The organism is Mycolicibacterium novocastrense, from assembly GCF_001499835.1.
GTDB lineage: Bacteria > Actinomycetota > Actinomycetes > Mycobacteriales > Mycobacteriaceae > Mycobacterium > Mycobacterium novocastrense.
The window spans coordinates 60,510-73,374 of record NZ_LQIH01000011.1 but is presented as its reverse complement, the minus strand read 5'-3'; the positions used below and the strand labels follow the sequence as shown (position 1 = coordinate 73,374).

Sequence of the window (12,865 nt, the reverse complement as noted above, 5' to 3'; positions counted from 1 at the left end):
CCCGACCAGGCTGGGCGAGACAGGTCAGGAAACCCCTTACTTGCTGGGGAACCAGAGATCGATCTCGCGCGCGGCGGACTCCGCGGAATCCGAGCCGTGGACGAGATTGTCCTGGGTGATCAGGGCCAGGTCACCGCGGATGGTGCCCGGGGCGGCCTTCTCCACGGGGTCGGTTCCGCCGGCGATCTGGCGGAACGCCGCGATTGCACGTGGACCCTCCACGACCGCCGCCACAACGGGGCCCGATGTGATGAACGCGAGCAGGGAATCGAAGAACGGCTTGCCCTCGTGCTCGGCGTAATGCCTGCGGGCCAGCTCGTCGCTGACGGTCACCAGCTTCAGCTCGGCGATCGCCAGCCCTTTGCGTTCGACCCGGGAGAGAATCTCACCGACAAGACGCCGCTTGACGCCGTCGGGCTTGACCAACACGAGGGTCCGTTCAATCGGCTCAGTCACGGCCGACAGAATAGCCGCCGAAATGGACTATTCCGGCGGACGCTGTTGACCAGGCAGAAGTCCCCGCTTCTGGCGGCGCAGCACCTCGGCGCGCAGACGGGCGATGAGCAGCCACACCACCAGGAAGATCACCCCGACGAACGCGATCGCCCCGTCGAGCACGACGCCCGCGATCAACACGACCTGCAGGCCCACGTTCACCCAGATCGCCCACGGTCTGCCCTGCACTCCGGCCAACAGCACCAGGACCACCGCCATCCCGATCAGGAAGCCGCCGGTGGCCGCGGTCAGCCCGCCCCCGATGTTGGCCACCACCGGCAGTGCCAGCAGCACGACGATGGCTTCGAGGATCAGCGTGCCGGCCATCACCCCGCGGAAGCTCTTCCAGGGATCGGGCTGCTGCCCGGGCGCCGGCTCGGTCATTGCGGATCCTTTCCGAACAGCGTGCGTGCCGCTCCCGCGGTGACGACCGAGCCGGTGATCACGATCCCCGCGCCGCCCAACAGCTCACCCTCGATCGCCGACTCCTCGACGATCGCGGTGGCGGTCTCGATCGCGTCGGGCAGTGTCGCCGCGGTGACCACCCGTTCGGGGCCGAATCTCTGCTCGGCCAGCAGCGCCAACGCCTCCACGTCGAGCGCGCGCGGTGATCCGTTGTGGGTGATGACGACCTGGTCGAACACCGGTTCCAGGGCGGCCAGGATGCCGTCGACGTCTTTGTCACCCATGACCGAGACGACGCCGACCAGAAAGCGGAAGTCGAACTCCTCCTGCAGCGCCTGCGCCAACGCCGCGGCCCCCGCCGGGTTGTGCGCGGCGTCGATGAAAACCGTTGGCGCGCTGCGCATTCTCTCCAGGCGGCCGGGACTCGTCACCGCGGCGAAGCCCGCTCGCACCGCGTCGATGTCCAGCTGGCGCTGCGCCCCCGCGCCGAAGAACGCCTCGACGGCCGCCAGCGCCAGCGCGGCGTTGTGCGCCTGGTGTTCTCCGTGCAGCGGCAGGAAAATCTCCGAGTAGAGGCCGCCGAGCCCCTGCAGTTCGAGCAATTGCCCGCCCACGGCGACCTGCCTGCCGAGCACCGCGAACTCCGAGTCCTCACGCGCGACCGCGGCGTCGGCGCGCACGGCCTGGGCCAGCAGCGCTTCCATCGCCTCGGGCGCCTGCCTGCCGATGATCGCGACCGTATCGGTCGGCACCAGGTCGTCTTCCTGTTTGCCGATGATCCCGGCCTTCTCCGCGGCGATCTCGGCGAGGGTGTCGCCCAGGTACTCGGCGTGGTCCACCCCGATCGGGGTGATCACCGTGACGGGTGCGTTCACCACGTTGGTGGCGTCCCAGCGACCACCGAGGCCGACCTCGACCACGGCGACGTCGATCGGCGCGTCGGCGAAGGCGGCGAACGCCATCGCGGTCACCACCTCGAACTTGCTCATGGCGGGGCCGGCGTTTCCGAGAGCGCCGGCCTCGGACTGCTGGTCGACCAGCTGCACGAACGGCTCGATCTCGCGATAGGTGTCGACGTAGGTCGCGGGGCTGATCGGTTTGCCGTCGATCGAGATGCGCTCGACGGCCGATTGCAGGTGCGGGCTGGTGGTGCGGCCGGTGCGACGGTGCAGCGCGGTCAACAGCGCATCGACCATCCGCGCGACCGACGTCTTACCGTTGGTGCCCGCGATGTGGATCGACGGGTACCCGCGCTGGGGCGAACCGAGCAGTTCCAGCAGCGCCGAGATGCGCGCGGTGCTGGGTTCGAGTTTGGTTTCGGGCCAACGTTGGTCGAGTAGGTGCTCGACTTGCAGAAGCGCCGCGATCTCATCCGGTGAGGGTTCGCGATCCGGAGGTGGGCGCCCGGGCGACTCCGGGTCGAGATACGGCTGGTCGTCCGGCTCCGGGTCGGTCATCGCAGCGCGGCCAGCCTCGCGGTGATGCGGTCGACTTCCTCTTGGGCGATCTGCTGGCGCCCACGGATCTTGTCAACGACCTCTGCAGGTGCCTTCGCCAAGAACGCCTCGTTTCCGAGTTTCCCTGTGGTGCCGGCCAATTCCTTCTGTGCCGCTGCGAGGTCCTTCTCCAGCCGGCGCCGCTCGGCGGCCACGTCGACGGTGCCCGAGGTGTCGACCTCGACGGTCACGGTGCCACCCGACAGCCGCACCTCGATGGCCGCGGTCGGGGCGAAGCCGTCGCCGTCGGTGGTCAGCCAGGCCAGCGAGCGCACCGCGGGCACCTGCGCCTGCAGGTCCGCGCCGGCGATGTCCGACAACCGCGCAGGCACCTTCTGCCGGTCGTTGAGTCCCTGATCGCTGCGGAAGCGACGCACCTCGGTGATCAGCCTCTGCATATCGGCGACCCGTTGCGCGGCAACAGGATCGAGTGCGAAACCCGAAGGCGTGGGCCAGTCGGCGATCACCAGCGACTCGCCCCCAGTCAGCGTCTTCCACAACACCTCGGTGACGAACGGCATCACCGGATGCAGCAGCTTCAGAAGCGTGTCGAGCACCGCTGCCAGCACGGCCGTCGTGTGCGTGATCCCCTCGGCGAGCTGTACCTTGGCCAGCTCGACGTACCAGTCACAGAACTCGTCCCAGGCGAAGTGGTAGAGCGACTCGCACGCACGGCTGAACTCGTAGGCGTCGAACGCCGAATCCACTTCCGCGCGAACCTGTTCCACGCGGCCCAGGATCCACCGGTCGGCGTCGGTCAGCTCGGCGGTGTCGGGCAGCGGAGCGGGCGCGGCCCCGTTCATCAACGCGAACCGGGTGGCGTTGAACAGCTTCGTGGCGAAGTTGCGTGACGCTCGGGCGTGATCCTCGCCGATGGACAGGTCACCGCCGGGGCTCGCCCCGCGGGCCAGCGTGAACCGCAACGCGTCGGCGCCGAACATCTCCACCCAGTCCAGCGGGTCGATCCCGTTACCGCGCGACTTGCTCATCTTGCGGCCGTGCTCGTCGCGGATCAGCCCGTGCAGGAAGACGTTTTCAAAAGGAACCTGCGGACGTGACTTCTTCGCATCTCCGTCTCCGGTGATCGCGGGGTCGTCGGCGACGAACGTGCCGAACATCATCATCCGCGCCACCCAGAAGAACAGGATGTCGTAGCCGGTGACCAGCACTGTCGTCGGATAGAACTTGGCGAGGTCGGGCGTGCGGTCCGGCCAGCCCATGGTGGAGAACGGCCACAACGCCGAACTGAACCACGTGTCGAGTACGTCGGGGTCCTGCTCCCAGCCCTCGGGCGGCGTCTCGTCGGGCCCGACGCAGACGGTCTCGCCGCCGGGGCCGTGCCAGATCGGGATGCGGTGGCCCCACCACAGCTGGCGCGAGATGCACCAGTCGTGCATGTTGTCCACCCACGCGAACCACCGCGGCTCGAGACTCGGCGGGTGAATCACGGTGTCGCCGTTGCGGACCGCGTCACCAGCGGCCTTGGCCAGCGCCTCGACCTTGACCCACCACTGCAGCGACAGCCTGGGCTCGATCGGCTCACCGCTGCGTTCGGAGTGCCCGACGCTGTGCACGTACGGCCGCTTCTCCGCGACGATGCGGCCTTGCGACGCCAGCGCCTCGCGGACCTTGACCCGGGCCTCGAAGCGGTCCTGGCCGTCGAATTCGGTTCCGGTGCCGGCGATTCGGCCCTTGGTGTCCATGATGGACGGCATCGGTAGCTGGTGGCGCAGGCCGATCTCGAAGTCGTTCGGGTCATGGGCCGGGGTCACCTTGACGGCGCCCGTGCCGAATTCGGGGTCGACGTGCTCGTCGGCGACGATCACGATGTCGCGGTCGATGAAGGGGTGCGCCAGCGTCTTGCCGACCAGGTCGCGGTAGCGCTCGTCGTCGGGGTGCACCGCGATCGCCGTGTCGCCCAGCATCGTCTCCACGCGGGTGGTGGCTACGACGATGTGCGGTTCGTGGTCGTCCAGTGAGCCGTACCGGAACGACACCAACTCGCCCTCGATGTCCTCGTATTTGACCTCGAGATCGGAGATCGCGGTCTCAAGCACCGGCGACCAGTTGACCAGTCGCTCGGCCTGGTAGATCAGACCCGCGTCGAAGAGTCGCTTGAAGATCGTGCGCACCGCGCGCGACAGACCCTCGTCCATGGTGAACCGTTCGCGGCTCCAGTCGACGCCGTCACCGAGGCGACGCATCTGCGCGCCGATGGTGCCACCGGATTGCCGCTTCCAATCCCAGACCTTGTCGATGAACAGGTCACGGCCGAAGTCCTCTTTGGTCTTGCCGTCGACCGCGAGTTGCTTCTCGACGACCGACTGCGTGGCGATGCCGGCATGATCCATACCCGGCAGCCACAACACCTCGAAGCCCTGCATCCGCTTGCGGCGGGTCAGCGCATCCATCAGCGTGTGGTCCAGCGCGTGGCCCATGTGCAGATTGCCGGTGACGTTCGGCGGGGGCAGCACGATCGAGTAGGCGGGCTTGCTGCTGGTGGCGTCGGCGGTGAAGTAGCCGGCCTTGACCCAGCCCTCGTAGAGATCGCTCTCCACCGCGGCCGGGTCCCAGGACTTGGGCAGGGCTTCGGCAGAGGAGCGGGGGCTGGCGGTCACCCCGCAATTCTAGGAACGCAGCGCGCGGCGTCGCTAACTGCCCCGAACAGAGCGGTTTTTCGCTTCCGACCCGGTGTGACGTGCACTACCCCGGCAGGCGCGTCGTCTCCAGCGTCACCCCCGCGGCGGGCAACCGGGTGAGCAACGCGTCGCCCATCGCCGCGGCGGGCGTGAGTACGCCGCGAAGGTCGGAGAGCTTGTCGCGGTCCAACGCCAGCGCCAACGCGCTTTCCCCCAGCAGCACCGCCGTCGCCTTGTAGCCCGGATCGCCCTTCTGCGCCATGACGGCGCGATACCGGGCGCCCGTGGAGGTCGTGGCATACGTTTCGACGGTGTAGTGGCCGCTTTCGCGGACCTTCTCGCTGGGGCCGGTGCCCGGTTTCGGCAGCACCCGCTCGATCAGCTTGCCGGGCACCCGGTCGAAGTAGCGGCTGCCCAAGGCCATCGTCGCGGCGTTACCGGCCGCGGCCACCGCCGATGCGACCGGCGCGAGCACCGACTTGCCCATGCTCATCTGTTCGCCGTACTCGAGTCGCCGACCGTAGGCGTAGTCGAGTAATGCGTTGCTGCGCCGCACGATACGGGTATTGACCGCGGCCATCACGAAAGGCGCCACCCAATACCCGTCGAGTTCGGGTGCGATCTCCCCGCCGCGCCGCCACCGCAGATCGGGTTGGCCGCCCAACTCGGGTTCGGCGGCGCGGTCCGGGGTGAGCGTGTAGGGGTCGTTCATCACCCGGCGGGCCTCGGCGTCCGACGATGCCGCCCGCATGACCTCGATCATCGAGGCGGCCGTGCCACCGGACACGCCGCCCTTGAAGGACCGCACCACCAGGTTGGTGTCGGTGAGTTCGCCCGCATCGTCGCGCTGGGCCCGCCGGTACAACGCGAACACTGTGAGATCCGAAGGCACGGAGTCGAATCCGCACGAGTGCACGATCCGCGCACCGGTGTCGGTGGCCTGTTTGTGGTACTGGTCGATGCTGTCGCGGATGAACAGCGACTCCCCCGTCAGGTCCGCGTAGTCGGTGCCGGCCGCCGCGCACGCCGCGACCAGCGGCAGGCCGTACTTCGCATAGGGCCCCACCGTGGTGACCACGACGCGCGCCTGTGCAGCCATCGCGTTCAGTGTCGACGGCTGCGAGGCGTCCGCGGTGATCAGCGGCCACGAGCGGGCCGCATCACCCAGGGACTCTCGGACCGCGATCAGCTTGTCGTGCGATCGGCCGGCGAGCGCGATCCGGGCCCCCGAAGCCGTCCTGGCCAGATATTCGGCGGTGAGTTTCCCGACGAACCCGGTGGCCCCGTACACGACGATGTCGAATTCCCGCTCGGATGTCGAAGGTCGCCGGCCGTCCGGCTCCGGTGCGCTCATGGTCGCGACGCTACCCGAGCGTCTCGGGCACCTCGGTGTCCTCACCGAGCACGTGCCGGGCCAGGAACCCGATCACCACCTGGTACCAGATCTTGGCGTGTTGCGGAGTGAGCACCCAGTGGTTCTCCGACGGGAAATACAGAAACCGGTGCGGGCTGTCGCCGTCGGCATCGGCGGGCAGCGCGGAGTGGGTGAGCAACTCGTACCAGAGCCGCAGCGCCTGGCCGACCGGCACTCGGTAGTCCTTGTCGCCGTGGATGACCAGCATGGGCGTACGGATTTCGCCGACGTGGTGATGCGGCGAGTTGGCCGCCGCCATGTCGCGCGTCATCTCCCGTAGCCAGTAGTACGACGAGTCGGTGGTGGCGCCGAACTGATCGAGCGCCCAGAGGCTGGCATGGGTGACGATCGCGTCGAACCTGTCGGTGTGGCCGGCGACCCAGTTGGCCATGTAGCCACCGAACGACCCACCCATCGCCGCGGTACGCGACGCGTCGATGCGGGGATGCGCGCACGCGGCGTCGGTGATGGCCATCAGATCCTCGAAAGGGGCACCGCCCCAGGCGCCCCAGCCCCGCGCGATGAAGTCCTGCCCGTATCCGGTGGAGATCCCGGGATCGGGCAGCAGCACCGCATACCCGCGAGCCGCCAGCAGCCACGGATTCCACCGCCACGACCACACGTTCCAGCTGGCCAACGGACCGCCGTGGATCCACAACAGCAGCGGCGCCTTTCCGTCACCGGCCGGGAGCACGAGCCACGAACGCACCGGCGTGCCGTCGCCGGACGTCGTCTCGAGTTCGGTCAGCGTCCCCGGAAGCGGCGGCAGCGCCGCACACGGAAGCACGGTGACGCCGCCGTCGGGGTCGATGCGCACCGGGTGAGGCGGCGCCGCGTAAGAGCTTCGCAACGCGAACAGCACACCATCCGCAGCGGCCACCACATCGGAGTAGCAGTGATCATCGAACGTCAGCTGGGTTACCGCACCGTCGGCGAGGCCGACCCGGAAAACCGGTGCCCTGCCGTCCTGATCGGCGGTGACGATAACCGCCGAGCCGTCCCGCAGCCACGTCACCGATGCCGGCCACCGGTCCCAATCACCGGCGAGCACGCGTGGGCTCTCGCCGAACCGGATGCATCCCAGCGTGATTCGCGGCGGCGTGTCGGGTGTGGAGAAGGTCTCGCGGAGGTAGACGACGGTGGTGCCGTCCGGTGAGATGGCCGGACTCCACACGTCGGCGTCGGGCTCGGCCACCACCACCGAGCGTTCGCCGGTGTCCAGGTCGATCCGCATCAGCACCGAATGCCGGGACGCACCGGGCGCGGGCCGTTGCCACGTGGTGACCAGGAACCGCCCGTCGGAACTGATGTCGAAGTCGGACTCGCGCAACGCGCCGCCCGGCGCGGCGGTCAGGTCGCGCACCTCTTCACCGCACGCGGAATCGTCGGTCAGCGCGACGCCGAGCAGGTGTGGCTCGCCCGGTCCGAGGTCGGAATCCCAGTGCCGAATGGGGTAGCCGGTGTGCAGGATCGCGGTGATCTTGTTGTCCTTGCGCAGGTCTCGAAGCCGGCGGTCCTCGGCGATGGTCCGTGCGGAGGGCATCAACGGTGAGCGCACCACCGCCACGTCGGCTTCGCGGGCGGTGCGCACCGCCTCGACGCCGCCGGGCAGTGACAGCACCTGCGCCGCCTCACCGCCGGTCGCCGGGAGTCGCCACAGCGCGGCGGGTGGCTCGTCGTCGTCCGCGCTCGGGCGGACTGCGACGAACAGCAGATCGCCGTTGGCCGCGAACGCGGGGGCCGACTCGCCCTTGGTCCCCCGCGTCAGCCGGCGCGCCGGTTGGGCGCCGGTGGGGTCGAGCTCCCAGACCGCGCTGACGTATTCGGTTCTCTTGTCGTTGAGTTGAGCGACGGTGGTCACCAACCGGGTTCCGTCCGGCGACAGCGCCAGTCCCGAGACGCGGGGTAACGCCACGTACTCGTCGAGGTCGTCGAAGGGTGCGCGGGACGGGGCGTCGAGGGCCGTCGCGGTCATGCCCCCGTTGGTAGCACACCCCGGGGACCCTCCCCGCGACGTGCTGCGCGCTACGTTCGACGCATGCCGAAGCGGATCGTAGTCGTCGGGGCGGGCATCTCCGGGTTGGCGACCGCTGTGGCCCTGCAACAGCGCGGACACGACATCACACTTGTCGAGGAGCGCACCGACACGTCCTCGGGAGCCGGAATCAGCATCTGGCCCAACGCTTTGGCCGCGCTCGACGACATCGGCCTCGGCGACCCCGTGCGTGAGGCCGGCGGCCGGGTCACGGCAGGTGCGGCGCGCTGGCGTGACGGCAGCTGGTTGCGGCGACCCGAACGGCAACGCCTCATCAAGGCGCTCGGCGAACCTCTTGTCGTCATCCGCCGTTCGGCATTGACATCGATTCTGGCCGGGGCGCTCGCCGACGGCACCGTGCGGGCCGGTGTGGCGGTGGAGGCGCTGGCGGTGACCGGCGACGGCATCCGAGTCACGTTGGCCGACTCCGCGGTGCTGGAGGCCGACGCCGTCGTGGGTGCCGACGGCACGCATTCGATGGTCGCCCGTCATCTCAACGGACCGCTGCACAACCGCTATGTCGGCTACACCGCGTGGCGCGGGGTGGCCGACTGCAGAATCGATCCCGAGCTCGCGGGCGAGACTCTCGGCCCAGCGTGCGAGTTCGGCCACGTGCCGCTCGGGCAGGACCACACGTATTGGTTTGCCACCGAACGCGTGCCCGAGGCGACGACGGCGCCGCAGGGTGAACTGGCCTACCTTCGGGAGCGGTTCGCGTCGTGGGCCCCGCCCATCCCCGAGATCCTGGCCGCCACGGATCCCGCCGCCGTCTTGCGCAACGACCTCTATGACCGCGACGAGGCGCGGCAGTGGTCGCGGGGTTCCATCGTGACGGTCGGTGACGCCGCGCATCCGATGCGTCCGCACCTGGGACAGGGCGGCTGTCAGGGGCTGGAGGACGCCGCGATCCTGGCGCGGTTCCTCGATGGCGACGACGACGTCGGTGCGGCGTTCGCGCGGTTCGTGGCGTTTCGCCGTCCGCGGGTCCGCTCGCTGGTCCGCGAATCGCGGTTCATCGGGCGCGTCATGAACCTGCCGCCGGCGCTCAGTGCGCTCGTGAGCCGGGCGACGGTGCTGGGACCCGAAGCCCTGATCGCCGGTCACCTGGCCGGTGTGGCGGCACGGTCGGCGTTCAAGCCGCCCACCGACCGCGACGTGTCCGCGGCGTGAGCGTGCGGCTGGGCCCGCTGGTCGTCGACGCGGCCGACCCGCCCGCGTTGTCCGCCTTCTGGGCGGCAGTCCTCGGGGTCGACACACAGCGCCGGCTACTGGTCTTTCGACCGCAGGACCGCGCGAAGACGGTGAAGAACCGCGTACACGTGGACCTCGACGTCCGCGACATCGCGGTGCTCCTCGACCTCGGCGCCCGTGTGCTCGCCGAGCACCCCGGGTGGACGACGCTCGCTGACATCGAGGGCAACGAATTCTGCGCGTTCCCCCGAAAGCGGGATGGAGACCCTCCCGCCCGCCTGTTCGCCGTCTGCACGGACAGCGACCGCCCCGAAGAGCTCGCCGCCTGGTGGGCGCCGCGGGTCGGGGCCGAGCTGCGCGACGGCCCCGACGGGACGCCGCGGTGGCTCTACGGGTCATCCGGCTGGGAGGACCTCATTTGGAAGTTCATCCGCGTCGACGACCGCCGTGTCGTTCCGAACCGCTGGCAGTGGAGCGTCGACTCGGCCCCCGACGGGCTGACGGACCCGCAGGGCAACGAGTTCAGCGTGCTCCGGCGATCGTCCCGATCGGGTTGAGCAGCGCGGTGCACATCTGACGCGGATTGACGAAGCCGAACAGGCCGCTGGACGGCATCGCCGCGCAACCGGTCGCGGTGGCGGGCACGGTCCGTGCGGTCGGCGCGGACGGACCCGACGGCGTGGTCCACACCGCGGGCGTGGCACCGCGGGGCCCGCACTTGGGCCACGCCTTCAGGCCCTGGGTGCGCAGGACGTTCTCGGCCACGCGGATCTGCTCGGCGCGCGATGCGGTCGCCGGGTTGCCGACACCGCCGTTGGAGGCCCAGGTGGCCTGCTTGAACTGCAGTCCTCCGTAGTGGCCGTTGCCCGTGTTGGTGGCCCAGTTGCCGCCGGATTCGCATTCGGCGATGGCGTCCCAGTTCACCGAATCGGCGTTGGCGGTGGCCAACGACGACTCGGACAGTGCCATCGGCACCATCGCCAGCGCTCCGGAGATCGCCGCGGCCAAAAGGCCCTTGCCAACTGCGGTACGAACGTTCATCTCTGCGGTCCTTCCCCGACCGTTTTTCACAAGGCCCGCATCCGAGAACCCCTCGATCTCCGCTGCGGTTATCCGGTGTGTCGGGTGATGAACGTCACGTGTTACGCGAGGGTCAAAAGTTTTATTCGTTACTTAATTGGCGTAAGAGCCTTCTGAGAAAGTAGGGGCGGTGCCGGGTAATCCCGGCACCGCCCCTGATAAGACGAAAACGCGTGCTTAGCCGCGACCGCCGCAGGTCGGCCATGCGCCGATGCCCTGCGACTGCAGCACGTTCTCGGCGACGCGGATCTGCTCCTCGCGGCTGGCGTTGTGCGGGGAGCCGCTGCCGCCGTTCGATTGCCACGTGCCCATGGTGAACTGCAGGCCGCCGTAGTAGCCGTTGCCGGTGTTGATGGACCAGTTACCGCCCGACTCGCACGCCGCGACGGCGTCCCAGTCCACACCGCTGTCCGCATTGGCAGTGCCGGTGGCCAGAGCCATGGGCGCCACTGCGAGCGCGCCGGCAAAGGTCGCCAGGCCAAGTGTCTTGCGGATGTTCTTCAACTTCTATCCTTTCGCCACGCGCGCGCCAACACACGCCCGCGCAGATCGCACGGGGTGGGCATGCCTGTCGACCAGGCCAGGAGTTGGGCCGCACCGTCTCGGTCGGGTGCGACAGCGGGAGGCCGGAAGTGCCTCGCCGGGCCTTCGCGCCGGCGGCCGCCGGAGACCGTTGGCCTCCTACAGCCCCACTCACACACAGGTTCGTGGTTTTCAAATTGTTTGCTCCGGGTAGAGCCATTGGGGACCGTACAAAATGAGTTCCGCCGTCGTCATATCGAGCGAAGGTGTGTCGCGGCAAGATCACGAAACGATTACGGCAGAGGTCTCCGTGCGTAATCCCTGGTAGTACGGCGGTTTGACGGAGACGCCAAAACTCGTGTTCGCCCCGGTTCTCGTGAGCCATCTCACGGCTATTTTGTGAGCTGGGCCACGGCTATGCTCGGTCGTGCCTCAGCTCGGGCGGCGAAAACCGCAGTGGCGTGGACAAAACGACCGCAGCGGGCGCGATCGTTGCCCGTGACCGTGGTGACTTCGCTGGCCCGTCGACCCAGTCCGACAGCCGAAACATCGTGCGCATCAGCGACTCACGAGAACAACCCGAACGCACCTGCACGATGGCATCCCACAGCCGTTCCGGCAGCCCGTGACGGACTCCGTTATGCCAGCGGGCTTTTCGGCGTTGGGCACCGACACTCGGCACATCTCAAACGGCGAACCGGCCGTGAGCACCCCGCGCATGGCCCTTTTGGAAGCGAACGTTCCAGCCGTCGCGGCCTGCCTTTTCCGGGCGCCACGCACCGAATCAGGCCGCACGAAGGCCGAATTCACCCACTGACCCGTCGAAAGCCGTTGGGAGCTCGGACCATTCGACTACCGACTTCGCCTTCCGACGCAGAAGCGATTTCGGCATGTAGGTGCGCTTTATCACGACGGAATGCGAACTAATTCACTGGCGCGAATTCAATTCACACCTTCACGAATAGCAGGTATTTCAGTCGGTGAATTTGCTAGGCGATTTGCACGTCGCGGATGGCGGCGAGATCGGCGGCGGTGTTGACGTTGGTCAGCGCACGCTGTTCGGGCATGACGATCCGCTGGGTGTCGACCCGGTCCACGAGCGCGCGCATGCTTCGCTCCCCCGCGGCGATCAGTTCGTCCACACGCCCGGCCAGCGCGGTGCGATAGACACCGGCGAGGTAGTGGTCACGGCCGTCCCATGGCAACACCACGTCGGCCTCCACGCGAACCGCCGGGGCCACCAATTCGTCGATCAGCTCGACGGTCAACAGCGGCATGTCCACCGCGGAGACGAACGCGAGTTCCGACCCGGCCTCGGCCGCAGCCCGCAGCCCCCGGCCGGTCGCCAACAGCGGGCCGACGCCACGCACCTCGTCGCGCAGAACCTCGGCGTCGAGCGCCGGCAGTGCCTGCCCGGGGGCGGCGATGACGAAGATCGGCGCGCACCGCGGCGCCAGGATGCTCACCATCCGCTCGACGAGCGTGGTGCCTTCATACGGCAACGTGGCCTTGTCGCGGCCCATGCGGCGGGAAGCCCCGCCCGCCAGGATGATTCCGGCCAGCGGAACGGTGGTCGTCATGACCGTGA

Annotated in this window: 11 protein-coding genes; 2 read left to right on the top strand and 9 right to left on the bottom strand. The window is 68.6% G+C overall.

The window, feature by feature from the left end; all coding sequences use genetic code 11:
- Positions 1 to 36: 36 nt before the first annotated feature.
- The 6 genes from ndk to AU072_RS10040 form a co-directional block, all read right to left on the bottom strand.
- The gene (gene ndk / locus AU072_RS10065) at positions 37 to 456 is read right to left on the bottom strand and encodes a nucleoside-diphosphate kinase (protein WP_174523729.1); all 420 of its coding nucleotides are present in this window, start codon (positions 454 to 456) and stop codon (positions 37 to 39) included.
- 27 nt (positions 457 to 483) lie between these two features.
- Positions 484 to 879, bottom strand: coding sequence for a DUF4233 domain-containing protein (locus AU072_RS10060; RefSeq protein ID WP_064413646.1), 396 nt, complete (start codon positions 877 to 879; stop codon positions 484 to 486).
- Positions 876 to 2,357: a bifunctional tetrahydrofolate synthase/dihydrofolate synthase gene (folC, locus tag AU072_RS10055; protein ID WP_082680757.1), complete on the bottom strand. Its 1,482-nt coding sequence runs from the start codon at positions 2,355 to 2,357 to the stop codon at positions 876 to 878. The genes AU072_RS10060 and folC overlap by 4 nt, the downstream gene beginning before the upstream one ends.
- Positions 2,354 to 5,014, bottom strand: coding sequence for a valine--tRNA ligase (locus AU072_RS10050; protein WP_064413645.1), 2,661 nt, complete (start codon positions 5,012 to 5,014; stop codon positions 2,354 to 2,356). Before AU072_RS10050 ends, folC begins: the two co-directional genes overlap by 4 nt.
- A gap of 85 nt (positions 5,015 to 5,099) precedes the next feature.
- Complete coding sequence (locus AU072_RS10045; protein ID WP_064413644.1) at positions 5,100 to 6,389, bottom strand: saccharopine dehydrogenase family protein; 1,290 nt, start codon at positions 6,387 to 6,389, stop codon at positions 5,100 to 5,102.
- Between the two features lie 10 nt (positions 6,390 to 6,399).
- A complete protein-coding gene (locus AU072_RS10040; RefSeq protein ID WP_064413643.1) occupies positions 6,400 to 8,424 on the bottom strand; it encodes an alpha/beta hydrolase family protein in 2,025 nt (674 codons plus the stop codon).
- Positions 8,425 to 8,487: 63 nt separating this feature from the next.
- Between AU072_RS10040 and AU072_RS10035 the strand changes: the two genes are divergently transcribed.
- Together AU072_RS10035 and AU072_RS10030 are read left to right on the top strand one after the other, a co-directional pair.
- Positions 8,488 to 9,654: an FAD-dependent oxidoreductase gene (locus AU072_RS10035; protein ID WP_064413642.1), complete on the top strand. Its 1,167-nt coding sequence runs from the start codon at positions 8,488 to 8,490 to the stop codon at positions 9,652 to 9,654.
- Positions 9,651 to 10,232: a VOC family protein gene (locus AU072_RS10030; RefSeq protein WP_064413641.1), complete on the top strand. Its 582-nt coding sequence runs from the start codon at positions 9,651 to 9,653 to the stop codon at positions 10,230 to 10,232. The genes AU072_RS10035 and AU072_RS10030 overlap by 4 nt, the downstream gene beginning before the upstream one ends.
- On the opposite strand, the gene AU072_RS10025 is transcribed toward AU072_RS10030, so the two are convergent.
- From AU072_RS10025 to mobA, 3 genes are all read right to left on the bottom strand, one after another.
- Positions 10,198 to 10,716, bottom strand: coding sequence for a transglycosylase family protein (locus AU072_RS10025; RefSeq protein WP_064413640.1), 519 nt, complete (start codon positions 10,714 to 10,716; stop codon positions 10,198 to 10,200). The two genes, AU072_RS10030 and AU072_RS10025, sit on opposite strands and share 35 nt — an antisense overlap.
- A 216-nt stretch (positions 10,717 to 10,932) precedes the next feature.
- Positions 10,933 to 11,259 carry a transglycosylase family protein gene (locus tag AU072_RS10020; RefSeq protein WP_064413639.1) on the bottom strand — a complete coding sequence of 109 codons (327 nt, stop codon included), beginning with the start codon at positions 11,257 to 11,259 and terminating at the stop codon, positions 10,933 to 10,935.
- Positions 11,260 to 12,266: 1,007 nt separating this feature from the next.
- Positions 12,267 to 12,857 (bottom strand): molybdenum cofactor guanylyltransferase, encoded by a 591-nt coding sequence (gene mobA / locus AU072_RS10015; RefSeq protein ID WP_082680756.1) that lies wholly within the window; start codon positions 12,855 to 12,857, stop codon positions 12,267 to 12,269.
- Positions 12,858 to 12,865 lie beyond the last annotated feature (8 nt).